Below are 18,937 nucleotides of genomic sequence, written 5' to 3'. Positions count from 1 at the left end.
GCACGAGGATTCCGAGAGGAAGGGGTCAGGCGGCCGCAGGCTTGCGGAAACGGGCCTTCACGGCATCGCGGGCATCGAGCCAAGCGATGGTCTTGGGCGGCAGGGGCTCACCGCGCTGATAGGCGCGCAGGCCCTCGGCGATGGCGTCGAGGGCGTCGCCCGTGATCGGGTAGTGCTCGGCGCGGTGCGCACGGTGATCCGAGCCGTGGTGGAGCGTCTTCGGCTCACGCATCGACCGGTACCTCGAACACGCCGGGCAGGTACGGGATGGACAGCACCCGCACGGTGTACCGGCCCGGGTGCTCGAACGAGAGCGTCAGCGCCGGGTCGATCCAGTCGTAGAAGGTGGGCGTCGCGAACGGCGACGAGATCTCGATGCGGCAGGGCTGCGGCAAGCGGCTGAGAACCAAACCGTCGAGCACCGCCGGGCATTCGGTTCGCACCCGGATGTGACGCAACGCCGTCTCGACGTAGTGGGTGCGGCAGACGTCCTCCGGCCGGAACGACATGCCGGTCATCAACACACGCTCGCCACGGGCCATCGCGTCGGTCGTGAAGGCGATGCCCTGGTGGCCGCCTCGCATAATCGCGCCCGAAGCATCGTACTCCACGAAGTTCGCCTGCGTGATGTAGTCCTTCACAACCTCGCTCACTTCGATTGCTCCATAACAACGATCGTCACGCCGCCAATGTTCTGGCCGTTGGTATGCTGAGCGCGGTAAGTAAAAGTACCAGTCCCCGGGTTGTCGATCGCGACAATGCACATCGACCCTGGGTAGTAGAGCAGGTTGCCGCTGTCCGGCTTGTAGAGGGCAAAGCTCGCGTTGACAGTGCTCAACGGGCCGTTGGCGCCATCCCGGGTGATGAGGAACTGACCCGGGCCCGCAGTCGAGCCGGAAGCTGAGTTCCCGTTGAAGAAAGCGAGGATGACCGTCTTGCCCGAACCGCGCAGGTAGATCGAAACACCGCTCGACGCCGTGCCCGAGCCTGCGGCCGCGACCTGCGTGGCCGCGGCATCAAATAACTGCCCGTTGACGATGAGTTGCTGTGCCGAGAGCGTCCGTGCCGTGAGCGTGCCATCCACGATGACGTCGCCGCGAATCTTGAGGCTGTAGGAGACTGCCCCATCCAGCCGGCGCACGCCGTCGAACACAAATCCGCCGGTCTGCCCGTCGATCGACCCGGTGACGCCGAACTGCACCGACTGCCCGTTGATCGACGTGCCGTAGGTGGTGAGCGTCGCGGTGTGACCGGCCTGCGTGGTGCTGAGCGCCTGGATCGAGGAGGCCTGCGACTGCACCTGCCCATCGATCTGGCTGGCGTAGGCGGACAGGTTGCTGATCGCCGTCGCTTGCCCGGAGATCGTATCGCCCTGGCCGTTCACCTGCGCCTGGAGCGCGGTGTAGGACTGCGACAGGCTCGAGATGTTGCCCTCGGCGCCCGACACGCGGGTGGTAAGCTGCTGCGTGGCGGTGGCCTGCCCCGAGATGTTGAGCTCGTTGTTCGTGACTCGCGACGTCAGGTTGGTCAGTGCCTGCGAGGTTGAGGTGATCGTGCCCTCGGCGTTCGTCACTCGGGTCGTTACCGACTGAAGCGCAGTCGCCTGCCCGACGATGGTGCCCTCGGCGGTGGTGAGCCGGGAGCCGAGCGTGGTGGTGATGCCGGCGAACGCCTCCTTGTCAGAGATCCTGGCCTCATCCACGCGCTCGATCGCCGCGAAGCTGTCCTGCGTCCGGCCCTCAGCCGCAACCTTGTTGAACTGGCGTGTCAGGAAGGCCTGCCCGGCCTCGGTCGCCGCTGCCTGCGCCATCTCCTCGAGACGCCGGTCGAGGTCGCGGTTCACGTCGAGGAGGATGGCGAGCCCGCGACGAAGCTCAGCATCACCGAGGGCGGCGACCGAATTGATAGTCTTCCGCACATCGGTGAACAGGGCTTCCAGCCCGTCGATGTAACTCATGTCCACCACCGGAGCGATGGTGGTGAACGTCGTGGTGATGTAGTCGCCGTGCAGGCCGGTGCGTCCGTAGGCGCGGGCGCGTACGCTGACGGGCCCATCGACCTGACGCATCTGCGCCCGGCCGGTCGAGGCCGGCCCGAACGGCGAGAGGATGTCCCAGGTCACCCCCTGGTCGTAGGTGATGTCCGCCTCATAGTTGCGGGCACCGCGCGTGGCCGAGACGCCCCAGACCACCTCGATCCCGGTCTCGATGTTGATGCAGCGCGCATGCAGCACGGAGATCTGCGGCTGAAGTGGCTCGTCCGTGCCGTCGTAGTTGACGGGGAACGGCAGGTAGACCGTCTCCCCGAGCATCTGCCAGATGCGGATGTCGTCACGCACCATCTCGATCTGGACGTGGTCGGCGTCCGACGGCACGGCCGAGCGCGCGACGTAGCTCTCCTGCAGCTCGGTGAGGTCGCCCAGCACCACCGTCGTCGGGCCCTGCGTGTCCCGCGCCAGCACGCTGGCGAGCGGCAGGCCGGTCTGCGCCTCCAGCGCCGGCACGTCGTCCGGGTGGAGCTCCAAGCCGCGCGCGCCGACGCCGCGGGCGCGCAGGATGCCCCACTCGCGCCCGACGCGCGTGCGGATCGAGATGTAGCCCCACTCTCCCGGCACATTGGCGGTGACGTCGAGCTGCAGCACGTTGCCGTCGCGCGAGGCGACGCCGTAGGCTTGCTTGTCCCGGAAGAACCACAGGTCGGACAGGATGTGATCGCCCGGGAACACCAGGCGGCCGTCCCATTCTGTGGTGATCCGGCGCTCGGCGCCGCGGAACACCGCCACCAGCGCGAGCCAGGCGGCGTGCTTCTGGGCGTGCTCGCCGTCGCGAATGCCGGCAACCTTGTAGCGCTTCGGCGTGCGGGTCTGCGGGCCGTAGCTGTAGCGCACCTCGTCGGGTCGCTTCGGGTCGCCGTCGCGGTCGAACTCGACGATGACGTCCGAGCCCTCGACCTTGGTCTTGTAGGTCGCGCCGCCACTGTCCCGGATGATCTGCCGGCGCGTCAGCACGTGGCGCGGATCGGCCCGGCTCTCGTCGCGCACGAAAGTGTGGATCGCGCCGACCTTCACCGGATCCGCGCGTAGCGGCTGCAGCACCTCGGCCGCCGCCTCCCAGAACGATGACACCTCGGGCAACTGGCCGTCGTAGGTATCGAAGGAGGGCAGCAGGTTGGCGTAGTACAGCGCCTTGTCGGCATCGACGCCGTCGGGCTGGTTGAGGCCGTACTCCGCCCGCACGAGGTCGCAGAACGCCCACACGGCCTTGCTCGCCGGCTGCTCGACCCATCCCGAGCCGTTCCACACCGGCACGATGCGGGTCGCGTCGACGGTGATGTCCGAGAACGCCGTGACGGTCAGGCCCTTGCCGGCCCGGACGCGCATGCAGATCTCGGTGGTCTGAGGCCGGATGCGGACGTCGTCCTTGAACGCGACCATCTCATCCCAGGAGGCGCGGTTCTCCTGGATGAAGCCAACCGGATCCGGGTAGGCGTTCTGCGCGCGCACCTCCCACGCCGAGTTGGGCTTAGGCAGCCGGAAGTTGACCGAGCGCCGCAGCGGCGTGACGGTCAGCGCGTTGCCGCCTTCGTCCGAGCGCCAGAGCTGGACCACCGGGCCGATGACGTTGCCGGTGTTCGGGTCGATCTCGCGGCCCTGATAGGTCACCGCGGCGACGGTCGGCTTCTGCGCCCCGGCCGACGAGGTCCGGTAGATCGCCGGGTAGGTGTGCGAGACCTGCATCGCGTCCGCGGTGACGCCGGGCGGGCACAGCCGGAACCATGGCGTCCAATCCGGATTGCCGCCGACCCGGGGCATCTCCTGGCCGCCGACGTCGGTCGAGGTGATCACGTCGCCGGGCGAGATCGCCGAGGGCGTCTCGTACAGGATCTCGAACGCCGCCCCGAGCGGCCCGGTGACGAGGTTGAACGGGGACTGCAGGCCCGAGCCCTCGTCCCAATACAGCGCGTCGCCGACGCGGACGCGGTGCACCTTGAACTTGCCGATGCCCAGCGTCATCCGCTTGACGAGCACCATCGTGTCGCCGTCGTAGCTGAAGTAGTCCTTCTGGCTGAGCGGGGGCGACGACCACGAGCGCCCGTAGAGCAGCGGCCGGCGGGCGTTGGCCTTCGGGATGTTGCCGCCGCCGGACACGCTGTAGAGCGGGTTCTCGGTCTTCTTCTTCGCCGCCGCCGAGGCCTGCGCCGCGAACGACAGGGCGATGCCGCCGACGACCAGACCGGCCTGGACGACACCGGCCGACACACCGGCGCCGAGGAAGCCGGCGATGCCCGGCGCCGCGTAGGGCGCGATGGCGATGAGCGCGATCGACGCGATGGCGAGCCCGATCGAGGCGAAGCCGCCCTTCAGCGGCACCACCGTGATCAGCACTACGTCGCTCGGGCCGACGAGCGTGCGCGGCCAGTCTGCGCGCAGCCGCACGGCGCGGTCGTTCGGCTGGAACGCGACCTCACCCTTCCGGTGCACTGACACGATGAAGCGCCGGTCGGCCGGCGGGCGGTGGCGCGCAACGATCGTCGAGAGCCGCCGGCGCCGGTTCGGCAGCACGACGGGCTCGCCGCGGCGCTGCCCGACGACGTTGGAGGTGACGACAAGGGTCATGCGGTCAGACCGGAACGAGATACGTCAGCCGCCAGCGGCGCGCGGCGGCGAGTTCGAGCGGCGAGTCGAACACCACGCCATGCCCCTCGTCGTTGTGCAGGATCACCCCGCACTGCTCGGCGAGCCAAGTGCCGGCGTGGGTCTCGGCGCCTTCGACCTTGCCCATGAGCACCAGCGCGCCATCGACAGGCCGCGCGACCGGCTGCCAGTCCGCACGCGCCGGGTGCTCGGCCATGGCCCGCGCCCGAGCCCGCACGTCGGCAACGAGGCCCGGGGCCGCAATCGGCAGGGCCCGGCCGAACAGGCGGTCCTGCACGAGGCCGGCGAGGTGCCAGCAGTTGAAGATCTCGGCGTCGTAGGCGAGCCCGCGCAGGCCCGCGAGGAACAGCGCCCGGTCGATCACGAGAACAGGCCGGGGTAGTCCGACCGACTGAAGAACGCGTTCGGCCCGGTCGGCACGTTCTGCGTCCGACCGTCCGGCCAGGCGATCGTGCCCTCGGACCGGTTGGCGTCGACCTCGACCGTCGTCATCTGCAGGCCGGCGATGTCCTCGTCGGGCGCGGAGACCGCATCGAGCTGGCCGGGCATTACGCGGTACTGCCGGAAGCCGACGGTGATCGGCGCGTCGTAGCCGATGACGCCCTTCAGCAGGTCGTGGAGCAGGTCGGACACGTTGTCGATCTGGATCTTGCCGTCGGTCGGGCCGTCCTGATCCGCGCCCGGCCGCACGAGGGTGAAGGCGCAGAGCAGGTGCGGGACCTTCGGGCCGCCGCCGGCGATCGGCAGGCCGATGGTGTCGCCCGGATCGCCGAGTAGGGAATCGACGTTGGCGGCCAGACGGATCGCGACGTCGAGCGACGGGTGGTCGATCTCGAGCGTGGTGATCTCGATGCCGTCCTCGTCGCCAGAGGCGTAGGCCTCCTGCAGCGCGCGGGAGAGCGTCATGCGATCACCAGTCCTGGACCACGAGGGTGAAGGAGACGAGGTACTTGAACCGGTTCAGGGACGACCATGCGAGCTCGCCCTGGATGGTGCACACCCTGGTGCCGATCGTCATGTCGGGCAGTAGCACCGGGGCGTTGAACCGCCGGGTACCGGTGTTGAGGTCGTTCAGGTGGAACGCCTTCAGCGCGACGAACTGGTCGGCCGTCAGCCGCAGGGACATTGCGAGCGGCGTCGTGACGAACAGCTGCCGGCGCCGAAGCCGCGGCGGCCCGTCGTCGAACTGCGTTTCCTGCACCGCCGGGTGCAGGGCCTTCGACCCCGCGGACTGCGCGAGGCCGCGCAACTCGGGCAGGCCGGCAGGCCATGTCGGGATCGCCATGCCGGATCAGCCCTGGTTGAATGCGGGGCCGCCGGCGGCCTGTTTGAACGGACCGCGCCCGGTGTTGGCGCGCTGCCCAAGCTTGCCCTCGACGCCGCGCAGGATCAGATCGAACCCGCCATCGGAGCGCCGCTGCGCCGTCGGATCGATGTCGCCCGAGCCGGCGGGACGCTGGTCAATTAGGTTGAAGGCCGGAAGGGTCGCCGATCCGCTGGCTGCTACCATGGCACCGGGCATCGTGAAGCCGCCGACCGGGCCGCCGGCGGCGTAGCCGCGCCCGCCGCGCCGGATGATCTCGACCCGATCCACGCCGCCGAAGCGGCGCACGTCGTCCTGGCTGAATACGACCTCGCCGCGGTGAACGATGCCGGCGGGATCGTAGCGGCCGCCGGGACCGGTGTAGCCGCCCCCCTCGAACCCGAAGCTCAGGTTGGGAAGGCCGCTATCGCCGCTGCCGCCGCTGGAACCACCGCCAAGCCCGAACATGCGCCCGAACAGGCCGCCGAGCGAACCGGTGCTGCTCGTCCCGCGCTGCCCGAACAGCAGGTCGTTGAGCGAGTTCGATGCGAGGTCCGCCACCCGGTTTTTGATGCTCGACAGGACGCTTTCGAACAGCTTGCCCTGCGCCGTGCCGTCAGCGAGACCGCGCACCAGCGTCCGCACGCCGTCCGACCCGACCCCGCGGAAGTCGTCGGTGCGCTTCATCTGATCCTTCAGATCCTCGTTGCGCTTGGCCGCCTCCGCCGCCTGGTCGGCGTAGCTCTGGATCTGCGCGGTCAGCTCTGGCGTGATCTCGCGCTCAGCGCGCTTGGCCGCCGTCAGCAGCTCGGTCTCGGTCCGGTAGCGCGCGACGACGTCGGCGCTCTGGCCGTAGGTCTGTGCCTGCTCCGCCTGGCGCCGGATGCTGTTCTCGGTCTGCTTCAGCGCCCGATCGTAGTCGTCCTGCTTGTCGGTGTCGGCCTTGCCCCCCTTCTCGGAGGATTCCAGGCGGGAAATCGCGCCGGCGCGATCGATCTGCCCGCGGGCATCGCCTGGCGTGATCGTCTTCCCGATCAGGTCGAACGCCTTCTGGCGCTCCGCCACGCTCGCCTTCTCGGCGTCGGTCTTGGCCTTGAGGCTGTCGATGCGCAGCTGGTCCGACCGGCGGGCCATCTCCTCGGCGGAGATCATTTTGCCGGTCGCATCGGTCATCGTGGAGATGGCGCGTGTGGTCGAGGTGTAGGCGTCCTCCACCTGCCCCTGGTCGGAAAGCTTGGTGCGCGCCAGCGGATCGGCCAGGGCGTCGCGCAGGTCGGATTGCTGCTTCCGCAGCTGCTCCAGGCGGGCGTAGTTCGGATCGACGGCGCGGGCGACGTTGCCGGCGGCGGTGGACGCCTGGTTGGCACGCTCCTCGGCGGCCTTGCCCTCGGCGATCCGGCGCTCGGTGTCCTGGCGCAGCTTCGCGGCGTCGAGTTCGGTGACCTGCCGGTCGCCGAGGCCCAGCGGCTGCATACCGATCGCGGTCCGGGTCTTGTTCGTGCTGTCGACCGCGGCCTGTAGACGATCGACCGCGGCCTGCGCACCTTCCGGCACGATGCCGAGTTTGATGCCGGCGATGCGCTTGGCCGCCTCCCAATAGCCGTCGGCCGCAGCCTTCGCCCGGTCCCATGCCGCCGCCCAGCCGGTCGTTGCGATGGTGTTCGCGTCGACGGAGGCCTTTAGGTAGTCCGCGGCGGTCGCCTGCGCGCTCGCGCGATCACCCTGCTCGATCTGCGTCAGGATCAGCTGCTTGGTCTTGTCGTCGAGGCCGCCGACTTTCGCCGCGATAGCATCGGCACCGGTTGCGAGATCGCCGAATGCGCGCGCGAGTTCGGCCGTGGCGCTGGTCGCGTCCTGGCCCGTGATCCGGGCGTAGTCCTGCGTCAGGCGGGTCAGGTCGCCGATCACCGGCAGCGCAATCTGCCCGGTCGAAGCGTAGCCTGCCACGATCTCGCGCGCCGTCGAGGTCGAGACCTTGCCGGCCTCGGCGTTCGAACGGGCGAGCGCGTCGAGTTGCGAGACCGTTGCGCCGGTCGCGCGGCCGATGCCCTGCGTCGCTGTCTCCAGCACCCGCTGATCGGACGCGGCCTGCGTCCCCGCCAGGACGAAGGCGGCACCGAGCGCGGCGGTCGCCGTCGCCGCCACCGTCATCGGCGTCACCAGGGCAGCAGCACTGGTGCCGAGATCGGCCAGACCAGCCTTCAAGCCACCTTCACGGTCGGCGAGGTGCTGGACGATGCCGGTGCCCTGCTGCACTGCGACCGACCCGAGACCCGCGCCGGCACTGAGGCTGGAGGCACCAGAGAACGCGCTGTACTGGATGAACATGCGGTCGCGGCTGTCGAGGCCGCGGACGTTATCGTTGCGTGGCGCGGCGGTGCCGTAGCGCTGGGACGCAAGATCGGTGAGACGCGCGCGCTCGGCGTCGTCGAAGTGCCCGGCGGTATAGCCGCGATCGATCACGCTGCCGGCGCGGTCGAGCTGCTTCTGCTTTCGGTACTCCTCGTCGAGTTGCGTCCGGATGCGCTCGACCTCGCGCGAGATCGCCGCGCCGGGCGCCGATGCGCCGCCGCCGGCCGCAGTCCCCTGGGCGGTGCGGGCGGCTTCGCCGGCCTGCCGGACCTTCTCGACGACCTTGTCGGAGGCGGCGCTCGTCCGATCCAGCGCCGAGGTGACGCCGTCGAAGGCGGTCTTTCCGGCGTTCCCAGCCTCGTCGAAGGCGCGGCGGATCTCGCCGGACCCTTCAGCCTGCAGCCGGATGGCGATGTTCGTCGTCATGCGTCGCCTTCCTGCTGGTAGGATTTGAGGATCACAGGCTCGATCGCGGGCAGCACGTCAGCCAAGAGCGTCGATCGCGCGCCCATCGCATCGGCCAGCATCAGGATCGACCCGAAGTCGAGGCCGTAGGCTTGGCCCTTTACGGCGCGCACCTGCCCGGCACAGCGCTCGATGACCGCCCATGCCGCGATGCCGTCGGCGGTCTGCGGCTCATGCTCGCGATAGGGGCACGTCTCACACTCCCCGTCGCAGGCCGCGCAGTATTCGGACCCGCCTCCGAAGTGCCAGCCTGCTAGTTCCTTTAGGCGTTTTTTTCCGCACTCACGCTGAGGGCGGGGGTCGCATATCGCCGGTCGAACGCGTCATAGGCCGGCCATACCCGCATCAGCGCCTCGACGTTCTGGGGCGTCACCGCCGCGGGCTCGCTGTCCTCGTCGCCGACCCCCTCCCACTCCACGATGGCGAAGCGGGCCAGCGACCGCACCATCGCGATGCCAGCCTTCGATCCGGTATCGGGATCGGCGTCCGCCCCGTCGGCACGGAACACCTTGCCGGCCTCGGCCTGCGCCACGACGATTGCCGCCACGGTGGCAGGCCGCACGCGGATGCGCACCCCGGCGACGAGATCGAGCCAGACAGGTTCGTCCGACGGGGCGGTCAGCTTGAACATCGCGGGTCTCTCTGTGGTAGGGGCGAAGGCAGCGCGCGACGTGGCGCGGGAGGGCCTATTGGATGTGGATCTTCGTCTGGATCTCGGTCGCCACCAGCGGCGTCGTCACGTCAGGAACTATTGATTTCCCAACAAAAGACGCTTGCGAAGCAGGTCTCAAATCGTGGGGTCGAATCTATGTCGAGCAAACCGAACTGGATCGTACTTTCACAAGACTTGGAGTGAGGTGCATCCAGCGCGCGACAGGTCAGCCCTAGTAGGCCGTGACGTTGTTCACGAGCGTTGCGGTCACCGTCCGGCCGAGGGTCATGTCCTTGGCCGCCTGCCACGCGAACGTGGCCTGCACGCCGTTCGGGCCCGTGACGGGGGTCTTCGCCCGCGGCAGGTAGACCGCGTGGGCCTTGAACACGAGCGAGCGGCCGGCGTCGGTGACCCAGCCGAAGGTGAGTTCGACGGGCGTGCCGGCGGTGGCCTGGTCGAGCAGCACCGTGTTGGCGAAGCGGACGACGATGTTGCCGCTCATCATTACCATCCCGGCGTCGGCGTCCTCGATCCGACCGTCGCGGCGGATGGTCTCCACCTTGTCGAGGTTGTTCGAGTAGGTGAACTCGGCCGAGACGACGGAGCCGAGGTCGACGCCGCCCCGGGTGATCGCGCCCTGGAACGGCGAGAAGCGCTCGACTGAGGCTTCCGCTAGCGTGCCGGCGGCGGAGGCGAGGAGCTTGGTCTCGCCCTGGCCGATCAGGCCGAGCGTCGCGGTGAGCAGGCCGGAGCGCTGCATCTGCACCCGCATGGTGTTGCCGCGGACGCCGAAGTTTTGCCCGTAGCTCGGGACCTCGGGCAGGCCGACTTCGACCGTCATCGACGGCAGGCTGACCGCGCCGGAGACGAACACGTGGGTGTTGCCGGCGGCATCGAGCGTCGTCGTGGGCGCGCCCATGAACAGCTTCAGCCAGTTGCCGAAGTTGCGCAGGTCGATCGGGACGACGACGTCGCCCTCGTTGTTGATGACGTCCTTGGACGGCGGCAGCGGCTCGCGGCCGTAGCCGAGCAGGTCGGACGCGATCAGGCCCTGCTCCTCGCCGAGGTTCGACGAGACGAAAGGCAGCTTGCGATAGCCGCTGCCCGGCGGGGTGCCGTAGGTGGTCTCGAAGGCAGCCGCCATGATGGCGTTCGCGCCGCGGGCTCGGGCCATGGTGCTCTCCTGGGATCGTTCAGTTCAGGGGATCGGTGGTGCCGTAGACGGCCAGGATGCCGACCAGGGCGGAGCGCGACACGGGCGCACCCTCAGCAGTCAGGGCCTCGGTGGTAGCGCCCTGGACCATCAGGTAGTCGCACAGGCCGCCGAGCGTCCGGTCCGCGGCGACGGCCGCGCCGATCGCCTGCAGCATCGTGTCGAGGCGGGTCTCGGCGTTGTCGCGAGTGGTCTTGTTGGCAGCGACCTCGACCGGGATCTCGTGCTCGTAGATCCAGATCGTCGGGCTGAGCGACACCTCGGGATCGCCAGGATCGCCATCGTCGACGTTGACGTACCCGCCGGCCGGGATGGTCCGCTGCTTGACCTCGTTCCGGTAGTGGGAGGCCTGCGGCAGGGCCGCCTGCATCAGCGCGACGACGGCCTGAATCACCTGTTCGCGCTTGCTGGGCATCAGGCCTTCCAGTTCGCTTCGATCGCGGCCGGCACGCGCGCGGCCCAGCGCTTGGCGGTGGCATCCACATCGAGACGCTTGCGGAGCTTCACTTGCGGGACGAGGACGAAAATCACGACGAAATCGCGCCCCTTGTCCGCCGCGCCCTCCTTGATCGGCTTGAACGACTTGCGCTTCTGGAAGCGGATCGCCTGTCGGCGGTAGCGCGCCGGGGCGACGAGGACGCCGCCGGTCTTCGAAGGCACGAACCGCAGCTTGATGCCGGTCTCGCGCTCCCACACCGCCGGGGTGATCCGGCCGCTGCCCTTCGAGATGCTGATGTGCTTCACGCCCGCCTCGTCGGTCGGAATCGCGAGGTACTTCTTGTTCTGCGCGCGGATCGTGGCGCCGCGATCGAAGGCGTCGATCAGCTTGGCGGCCTTGGTACTGACGTAGGCCGCAGCATCCGCGCTGACGCCGGCGGTTGGGAAGGTCTGGCCGCGCCATGTGTTGGCGAGCCGCTGACCGAGCCCAGCACCCGTCACCTCGGAACGCAGATCCGCCTTCAGCCCGTCGGTGACTTGCTGCATGCCGGCCGTGATCGAGGTGGCGATGCGAACCTCATCGCCTTTCAGCGCCGCCCGGATGTCGGGAACCTGCGCCGAGAAACGGGTCACGTCGCGTCATCCTCGTCAGGGTCGGCGACCACCGGCTCGACCTCGACGGTACGAACCAGCTTGCGCGTGTCGATCTTGGACAGGTTCGTAACGCGGACGGTCTCGGCGATCTCGCCGTCTTCGCCTGCCAGGTCGATCGTGTCGCCCTCGGCGGGGCTCGCGACCTCGGAGAGGCGGACCTCGATCAACATGGCGTTGAGGTCGAACTGGTTGCCGCCGAAGCCGACGATGGCCTCCGGTGACTTCCGGATCACCCGAACGGGGATGCCGTCACCGGTGCCGCCGACCCGCCACACCGCGTCGATCGCGAGATGGGGGTCGGCGAACACGGCATCGACCATCAGGGCGAAGGCACTCATCGGGGGGCGCGCAGCGCCTCGATGATCTCGCCTTTGTTGCGGGCGCCCGACACGTCGAGGCCGCGCTCGGCGGCCAGGGCTTCGAGCTCCGGCCGGGTCTTGGTGTCGAGCCCGTCGCCGCCGTCCTCGGCGTCGCCCTCGCCCTCGGCGTCGTCGGGGGGGGAACCCTCGGCGACTTCGTGGGTGCCGGCGGCGAGCGCCGCCTGGGCCTCGTCCCAGCTCATGTGGACGTGCTCGCCGTCCGCCTTGCCCTTCTCGCGCACACGCATGATGGCCTCCGTCAGTTCGAGGTGGTGCCGCGCACGAGCAGCGCGGGGCGCTTCACGAGCGGGAGCGGGTTGGACTCGGTGTGGATGTCCATGCCCTTGCCGAAGCGCTTCGGCTCGAGCGGGGCGACGAACACCTCGGCGTCCGGGCTGCCGACCGCGGGCGCCTGGTTGACGCCGGACCAGAAGTCCGGCGGCGCCCAGTAGTTGGTGAAGGTGTCACTGGTGCCAAGCGGGATGAACCGCACGTCGCCGGGCGCGATGAAGCGCTGCGGCAGGCTCAGCGTGCCGTCCTCCTGCACGTAGGAGGCCGCACCGCGGTACTCCTCGAAGGTGATCCCCTTGAAGGTGAAGCCCTTGCGCACGCTGTCGCGGTTGGGGTTCTGCGGAGAGGCGAAGAACATGAAGCTGTCCTTCACGCTCTTGTGGGCGGTGAACTTCGCCATCCACTCCGGCGAGGCCAGCGCGTGGACCCCCGTCATGGTCTCGCCCTGGAGGTTGTCCTCCATGTAGCCGGTGACGAGGTCGCACATGGCGCCGACGTCGGTGGTCGCGGTGCCCAGGGTGAAGTCGACGACCTTCTCGTTCACGCCGAACGCAGCGAACAGGTCGAGCAGCACGCTGCCGTCCGAGTCGAGGATGCGCCCCTGGATCGCACCGACGCGCAGGTGCTCCAGCGTGATCGCGTGCTTGCGACGCATCGTGATCAGCTTGCGGTTCACGAAGCCGAGCACGGTCTCGAGCCCACCGTCCGGCGTGCCGGACGCGGCCGCGAGCATGTTCTGCACGTCGGTCGAGAGCACGCTGTCCTCGTGCGGGATGTGCGGCACGACGAAGGACTTGGGCTTCTGCGTGCCGCGCGTGCCGAGGCTGGCCGGGCCGCCGCGCGGGCGGGTCGGGAGCAGCGACAGCACGCCCTTGTCGATCATCACGATCACGGACGTGGTGGCGATCGGCTCGGGGGTGAACAGGCCGAGCTCGTTGATCCGCCCGTAGCTGTTCGGCACGAGCGTGACGTTGGCGGTGAGCGACGCGGCCGAGAACGCGTCCTGGTTGAAGATGTCGAGGATGATGGGCATCGGTCAGGCTCCCTGGCGGACGACGATGCCGACCGCCTTCAGCTGGCCGTTGGCCGCTGCGCGCTTCGTGGCATCGGTGATGGTGGGCCCGTAGGTCAGGCCCGCGTGGCTCGCGACGGCGTGGCGAGCCACGATCACGGCAGGGGTGTCGGCGCTGGTCGCGTCGACGGGGAAGGCGAGGACGGCGACCGCAGTCTGCGATCCGTCGGCGCCGGTGGCCGCGTTCGGCACGTACTTGCCGGTCGCGGCGACCAGCGCGAGCACCTGGCCGGACTTCAGCTTGCCGGAGCCGGAGGCGATGATCGCGGTGTCGCGCGAGTAGTAGTTCTCGGCCTCGGTCTTGAGCCAGTCCGAGGTGACGATCGCGGTTTCGAGGAGGGCCATGGTCACGCGTCCTTCTTGATGCCGGCGCGCTTCAGTTCGCGCTCCATGCTGGTGGCGGAGGCGGCGGCACCGGCGTTGCCGACCGCGGCGGGGACGTGCGAGGCGACCGAGGTCTCGGCCTCCTTCGCGACGAGCTTGTCGAAGAGCGCGGCGCGCGCCTGCTCCACGGTCTTGCCCTCGGCGAGCATCGTGGCGTCGAGGTCGGCCGGCAGCGTCGGGTCCTTGCGCCGAGCGAGCGCCACGAGGTTCTTGACCTCGCCGGCCGCGCCGATGCGCTCCTTCGCCTGGGCGACGGTCGCGCCCTCCGCGATCAGGGTGGAAGCCATCGCCGGCACGCCGCCCGCGACGCAGAGGGTGACGATCTCGGCGGCATCGGCGCGCGAGACGGTGGTCGCGGTGGCGGCCGGCCGCGCGCCGTCGACGGCGGCGGCGAGCGCGGCGCTCGGATCTGCGGGGACGGGCGAACCGCCCGCGGGTTGGTTCGCCATCGTGTTCTCCTTGCGGGCGGTGGACTTCGGCGGGATCGCCGCGAGCGGCCGGACGCGGTTGGTCCAGGCGCGCTGATCGGCCAGGGCCACGAGGCGATCCGGCGGATGCTGGTAGAGGCGGAAGTCGAAGGCGGTCGGCTCGGGGCCGTCCGCGGCATCGTCGTTGTCCGCCTCGGCGTCGACCACCGTGGTCGAGCCGTCGGCGGCCGGTTCGCCCGGGCGGCCCTGGACGCGATCGGCGTAACCCGCGGCCACTGCCTCGTCCGGCGAGAGCCACAGCTCGCCGCGCATGTCGGCGCGGGCCTCATCGGCGGAACGTCCGGACCGGTCGGCGTAGATGCCGGCCATGGCGGTCGCGAGCGCGGTGAGCGCCTTGATCTGCAGCTCGTGCTCCGCAATCGTCCCGAAGGTGAAGCCCGACGGGTCGTGGATCATCATGATCGCGCCCATCGCCATGACGATCTCGTCGCCGGCCATGGCGATGACAGACGCGGCGGAGGCCGCGATCCCCTCGACGATGATGGTCTTGCGCCCGGTGTGCGCGACGAGCGCGGCGTGGATCGCCGCGCCCTCGGTGGCGATGCCGCCGCCGCTGTTCAGCCGGATCGTCACGTCCTGCCCGCGGCCGACGCGGGCCAGCGCGAGGATGACATCGGCAGCGCTGAAGCTGTCGTCCCAATAGAGGTCGCCGACCGTGCCGCTGAGCACGATCTCGTTCCCCGTGACCAGTACGGCCATGGTGGCTCCTGTCAGTCTGAAGTGCGCGCCGTGTCGTCGGCGCCGTTGTCCGAGCTTTGCTGCCCGCCGTCGGGCTCTTCGGCCTTCGCGGTGGATGCCGGGGCGCCGCCGTTCGCGGCCGGCCGGCGGCCGTCGCTGGTGTAGGCGAGCCCGAGCGCGTCGGCCCGGGCGTTGTCGGCAGCGTTCTCGGCGTCGACCGCTTCCGCGTCGTAGCCGCCCTCGGAGACCTTCTGCGTCCGGGTGGAGAGCCCGGCCGCAATCTCCATGGTCTTGCCCTGCACGTCCTGCACTGGGTGGATGTACGGCCACGCCTGCGGGATCCACTTCACCGCATAGGCCTGCGCACGGGTCATGCCGGGCGGCAGGCGCAACGCGCCGGAGAGCAGGGCGAGGTCGATCCAGCGAATCCAGATCGGGCGGCAGAACTGGAACACCAGCTGGTGGTGCTGCCACATCTCGACCGAGCGCCGGAACGCGTTGAACGCCGCGCGCAGGGACCGGTCGTTCATTGAGCCGTAGTCGCCCGACAGCTCCTCGTAGAGGGCGCCCACCGCCACCGCGACGTTACGCTTGGCCTCGCGCACGAACTTCTCGAAGTTCGGCCCGGTGTCCGGCGGATTGGTGAGGTCGACCTCCTCACCGTCCGCCAGCACCTGCAGGGTGCCGGGGTCGAGGCTGAGGACCGCGCCGCCATCGTCGTCGGCATCCGAGCCGAGCGGCCCGGCCCCCTCGCGAATAAGGTCGTTCTCGACCCCTTCCTGCACCCGCTTGATGAAGCCGAGGAAGCGGGCGGCGTTCTTCTTCCGCACGAGCTCTGCGTCGAAGTAGGCGTCGAGGTCGTAGAGCGTGCGCAGCGCCCGCGCGAGCCAGGGCTCGCCGCGGTCCTGGCTCGGCCGCATCGCCCGGTAGAGGTGGCAGACATCGGCCGCCGGCACGAGGGTCAGGTCCGGGCCCTTGCCAGTGAGAATGCCGTCGCCGGGATGCTCACGATACAGCCAGAAGCCGGTGCGCGCACCGATCGCGTCGTACTGGATGCCTTGCCGAACCCCGGCGCCTGGGTCGGTCTTGAGGTGCGGGCAATGATCGCCCTCGAGCAACTGCAGCTGCAGCGGGACCGTCAGGCCGTCGGACAGCAGCCGGGTGCGCAGGCGCGTGAAGGTCTCGCCACCCTCGACCATGCCGCGCACGGCGAGCGCCTGCAGTCCAAAATAGTCGTGCGCACCGGTGGAGTCCGCCTCGTCGGTCCAGGCCAGGTGAAGGCGCTGGATCTCGGCGCGGAACGCCGCGTCCTCCTGCTGCACCTTCTTCGTGCGTGCCTTCGACATGCCGACGGTGCTGCGCGCCGCCGTCGAGCGCGGCGAGACGCCGGTCCCGACGATGTTGCTCACGAGCTTGTCGACCGCCGCGCCAGCCAGCGGGTTCTTCCGGGTCTGGTCCCGCGACTTCCGGCGCAACTCGTCGAGCGAGTAGGTGATCGCGGTGTTCGGCCCGAAGCTGCCGACCCGCCACCCGCGCGACCGGCGCCCGGTGCCGCCGGCGACATCGTAGGCCGGGGTCTCCGCCGCGACGACACCGGCTCCGTCGAGGTCGCCGGACATGTCCATCGCCAGCGGCTTGAGTGTGCCGCCGCCGAAGCTGACCGAGACATTGCCGTACCCGTTCACGCCTACCACCCGCTGCGGCCGACCACGACAACCTGTCGGGTCCGGCGACGCGGCACACCGCCGGCGGCGTTCTGCGCGGCGAGGCCGGCCTCGACCATCGACAGCGCGCGCTGCATCTCGTCGAGCGACCGATAGGTCACCCGACCGATGTCGGCGCCCTCCACGGTGAGGGCACCGCTGGCGATGGCCGCCCTCAGCGCATCGCGCTGCTTATCGGTGTATGCCGCCATCACCACCTCGCCGGTCCGGTGCGGACCCTGCTGCGTCCGGTCATGCGCTTCGGATGGCGCACCAGTGCGCCCTCTGCTTTGGACCGCTCGGCCACAACCGAGGCCGCAGTGGCCGACCGGTCGGCCTCGGGGATCAGTCGGGTGCGCTCGATGCCAAGGCTGGCCTCGAGTTGCCGCCAGTGCGTCTCCCGCCACCGATCCCAGCCGCGCATCGCAGCGAGCCCGCGGGCGTAGTTCGCGCAGTCCAGCACCTCGTTGCGCCGGCCTCCGATCGGCACCCACTCGCGACGCGTACGACCGCGGGTCACGTGGGTGACCAGTTCCTCGGCGGTGAGCTGCTTGACCTGATCCTCGGTCACGTCGTCCGGCAGGTGGACGAAGCCAGCCGGGAAGGCCTTGCCGTCGGGCGGACGGTGGAGCGCTAAGCACCCCATCAGTTCCTGCTTCGCGAACGACGCCCCGACACGGACCGTCTTCAGGCCGCGTCGAAGCTTCTTGCCGGCCGGGGTCGCATCCTTGTTGCCGACACCGAGGAAGGCCGCCGCGTAGCTGTCCTGGCCGTCGACCGCGTGGACCGGCCGGCCGCCTTGAGTCCGTACGAAGGCGTAGACCTCGGCGGTGAAGCCGCTGGAATCCACGCCCCAGTCGCGGACGCGCATGTCGGCGCCGCTCTCGTGCTCCCAGGTCTCGTCGAACATCACCTCGAGGTCTTTCCAGACCTGGGCCCGGACCGTGTCGCCGGGCAGCACCCGGTGCTCGATCAGCCAGCGCTCGCGGTTGCGCCCGAAGGCCCAGACGCTCGCCTCGAGGCGGTCCTTTTGGACGTCGACGCCACCGAATAAGATGAGCCCGCCCGCCGGCACGGTGCCGCTGCGGTAGCGATCCTTCCGCGCGTAGACGTCCTGCCACTCCGGAGCGTCCGCGCCCTCTTTCCACGTGCGGGCCAGCTGCGTGTTGAAGAACGTCCTCAACGCCTCAGGGCCTCGTCTCAGCGCTCGGGCGAACTTCGCCACCGTCTCGCGGATGGTCTGCTTCGGCGCATACAGCTTCGACGCCTGAAAGCCCGCATGGTCGTTCGGCACCGCCTCTACGCCGCAGTGGAGGCACAGGGCTCGGGCGACGCCGTGAGCTTCAGGCGCCCAACACTCCGGCGTCTGGTTCTCACCGCAGCAGGTGAAGGTCCGGGTCTGCCTCCACTCCACCTTGCGCAACGCGACGAGCCGCTGGGGCTCCGTCATCGGGTGCTCGCAGGCCACGCACTCGTACCGGGCGGTCTCGGGCCGGATCTTGCCGGCCTCATCCTTGTCGAAGCGAACCCGCTCCCATTCGAGGGGGTACCAGCCCTGGCAGCCCGGGCACGCGACGAACGCCTTGCGCTGGTCGCTCTCCTCGTAGGACGCCTCGATGGCGCTGCGGCCCGCGATCGTCGGCGAGCAGGCTCGCACCGAGAGGCTGTTCGCCTTGAACTCAGCCTGCCGCTCCTCGGCAAGATCGATCGGCGAGCCCTCGCCGCCGGCCGACAGCGGGTACTTATCGATCTCGTCGCAGGTGAGCAGCCGGATCGGCCGCATCGCGAGGTTGGTCGGGCTGTTCGAGCCCACCAGGGTGATGTGGCCGCCCGGGAACTGCTTGTGCGTCAGGGTGGCGCCGGCGTCCCGGGACTTCAGGTCCCCGAAGATATCCTTCAGCACCGCCGTGTCGCGGATCATCGGGGCCAGCCGGTCCTTCGAGAAGGTCTCGGCCGCGTCGTCCTTCGGCTGCACCACCAGGATGGGGCACGGGTCGATGTGGATGAACCGACCGAGGATGTTCTCGATCACGGTCGTTTTCAGCAACTGCGTGCACGCCATCAGGGTGATGGTGCTGACGCCCGGCTCGGTCGCTGCCAGCATCGGGCCGCGGGCGACCTCAACGCGCGAGACGATGAACCGGCCGCCGTTCGACGATTCCTTGCTCAAGCGCCGGTAGCGCTCGGCCCACTCGACCACGTTGAGGTTCGGGGTTGGGGTCGTCCCCTTC

At 69.4% G+C, this 18,937-nt stretch carries 20 protein-coding genes; all 20 read right to left on the bottom strand.

Annotated features, from left to right (window positions below; genetic code table 11):
• Positions 1-25 precede the first annotated feature (25 nt).
• The 20 genes from MKK60_RS22570 to MKK60_RS22475 all read right to left on the bottom strand — a co-directional run bounded on the left by MKK60_RS22570 (position 26) and on the right by MKK60_RS22475 (position 18,906).
• The gene (locus tag MKK60_RS22570) at positions 26-232 is read right to left on the bottom strand and encodes a hypothetical protein (protein ID WP_243988660.1); all 207 of its coding nucleotides are present in this window, start codon (positions 230-232) and stop codon (positions 26-28) included.
• Entirely contained in the window at positions 225-653 is a 429-nt protein-coding gene (locus tag MKK60_RS22565) for a hypothetical protein (protein ID WP_243988659.1), read from the bottom strand. Before MKK60_RS22565 ends, MKK60_RS22570 begins: the two co-directional genes overlap by 8 nt.
• Positions 650-4,615, bottom strand: coding sequence for a host specificity factor TipJ family phage tail protein (locus MKK60_RS22560; RefSeq protein WP_243988658.1), 3,966 nt, complete (start codon positions 4,613-4,615; stop codon positions 650-652). The genes MKK60_RS22565 and MKK60_RS22560 overlap by 4 nt, the downstream gene beginning before the upstream one ends.
• 4 nt (positions 4,616-4,619) lie before the next feature.
• Complete coding sequence (locus MKK60_RS22555; RefSeq protein ID WP_243988657.1) at positions 4,620-5,018, bottom strand: glycoside hydrolase; 399 nt, start codon at positions 5,016-5,018, stop codon at positions 4,620-4,622.
• Positions 5,015-5,560, bottom strand: coding sequence for a DUF1833 family protein (locus MKK60_RS22550; RefSeq protein ID WP_243988656.1), 546 nt, complete (start codon positions 5,558-5,560; stop codon positions 5,015-5,017). The genes MKK60_RS22555 and MKK60_RS22550 overlap by 4 nt, the downstream gene beginning before the upstream one ends.
• A 4-nt stretch (positions 5,561-5,564) precedes the next feature.
• Positions 5,565-5,939 carry a hypothetical protein gene (locus tag MKK60_RS22545; RefSeq protein ID WP_243988655.1) on the bottom strand — a complete coding sequence of 125 codons (375 nt, stop codon included), beginning with the start codon at positions 5,937-5,939 and terminating at the stop codon, positions 5,565-5,567.
• Positions 5,940-5,945: 6 nt separating this feature from the next.
• On the bottom strand, positions 5,946-8,735 hold the full coding sequence (locus tag MKK60_RS22540) for a phage tail length tape measure family protein (RefSeq protein ID WP_243988654.1): 2,790 nt from the start codon (positions 8,733-8,735) through the stop codon (positions 5,946-5,948).
• Positions 8,732-8,887 (bottom strand): hypothetical protein, encoded by a 156-nt coding sequence (locus MKK60_RS22535; RefSeq protein ID WP_243988653.1) that lies wholly within the window; start codon positions 8,885-8,887, stop codon positions 8,732-8,734. Before MKK60_RS22535 ends, MKK60_RS22540 begins: the two co-directional genes overlap by 4 nt.
• A gap of 149 nt (positions 8,888-9,036) precedes the next feature.
• Positions 9,037-9,405, bottom strand: a complete 369-nt coding sequence (locus tag MKK60_RS22530; protein WP_243988652.1) for a hypothetical protein — start codon at positions 9,403-9,405, stop codon at positions 9,037-9,039.
• A gap of 253 nt (positions 9,406-9,658) precedes the next feature.
• Complete coding sequence (locus tag MKK60_RS22525) at positions 9,659-10,600, bottom strand: phage tail tube protein (RefSeq protein WP_243988651.1); 942 nt, start codon at positions 10,598-10,600, stop codon at positions 9,659-9,661.
• A gap of 19 nt (positions 10,601-10,619) precedes the next feature.
• Positions 10,620-11,054 carry a hypothetical protein gene (locus MKK60_RS22520; protein WP_243988650.1) on the bottom strand — a complete coding sequence of 145 codons (435 nt, stop codon included), beginning with the start codon at positions 11,052-11,054 and terminating at the stop codon, positions 10,620-10,622.
• Entirely contained in the window at positions 11,054-11,710 is a 657-nt protein-coding gene (locus tag MKK60_RS22515; RefSeq protein WP_243988649.1) for a DUF6441 family protein, read from the bottom strand. Before MKK60_RS22515 ends, MKK60_RS22520 begins: the two co-directional genes overlap by 1 nt.
• Entirely contained in the window at positions 11,707-12,069 is a 363-nt protein-coding gene (locus MKK60_RS22510; protein ID WP_243988648.1) for a hypothetical protein, read from the bottom strand. The genes MKK60_RS22515 and MKK60_RS22510 overlap by 4 nt, the downstream gene beginning before the upstream one ends.
• Positions 12,066-12,338 carry a hypothetical protein gene (locus MKK60_RS22505; RefSeq protein WP_243988647.1) on the bottom strand — a complete coding sequence of 91 codons (273 nt, stop codon included), beginning with the start codon at positions 12,336-12,338 and terminating at the stop codon, positions 12,066-12,068. The genes MKK60_RS22510 and MKK60_RS22505 overlap by 4 nt, the downstream gene beginning before the upstream one ends.
• Positions 12,339-12,349: 11 nt before the next feature.
• Positions 12,350-13,414: a major capsid protein gene (locus MKK60_RS22500; protein ID WP_243988646.1), complete on the bottom strand. Its 1,065-nt coding sequence runs from the start codon at positions 13,412-13,414 to the stop codon at positions 12,350-12,352.
• A gap of 3 nt (positions 13,415-13,417) precedes the next feature.
• Positions 13,418-13,798 carry a head decoration protein gene (locus MKK60_RS22495; RefSeq protein WP_243988645.1) on the bottom strand — a complete coding sequence of 127 codons (381 nt, stop codon included), beginning with the start codon at positions 13,796-13,798 and terminating at the stop codon, positions 13,418-13,420.
• A gap of 2 nt (positions 13,799-13,800) precedes the next feature.
• Positions 13,801-15,024: a head maturation protease, ClpP-related gene (locus MKK60_RS22490; RefSeq protein WP_243988644.1), complete on the bottom strand. Its 1,224-nt coding sequence runs from the start codon at positions 15,022-15,024 to the stop codon at positions 13,801-13,803.
• A gap of 11 nt (positions 15,025-15,035) precedes the next feature.
• Positions 15,036-16,628: a phage portal protein gene (locus MKK60_RS22485; protein WP_243988680.1), complete on the bottom strand. Its 1,593-nt coding sequence runs from the start codon at positions 16,626-16,628 to the stop codon at positions 15,036-15,038.
• Between the two features lie 62 nt (positions 16,629-16,690).
• A complete protein-coding gene (locus MKK60_RS22480; RefSeq protein ID WP_243988643.1) occupies positions 16,691-16,918 on the bottom strand; it encodes a phage head-tail joining protein in 228 nt (75 codons plus the stop codon).
• Positions 16,918-18,906, bottom strand: coding sequence for a phage terminase large subunit family protein (locus MKK60_RS22475; protein ID WP_243988642.1), 1,989 nt, complete (start codon positions 18,904-18,906; stop codon positions 16,918-16,920). Before MKK60_RS22475 ends, MKK60_RS22480 begins: the two co-directional genes overlap by 1 nt.
• Positions 18,907-18,937: the final 31 nt, after the last annotated feature.

Source organism: Methylobacterium sp. J-092, assembly GCF_022829325.1.
Classification (GTDB): domain Bacteria; phylum Pseudomonadota; class Alphaproteobacteria; order Rhizobiales; family Beijerinckiaceae; genus Methylobacterium.
This window is presented reverse-complemented; position numbering and strand designations above follow the sequence as displayed.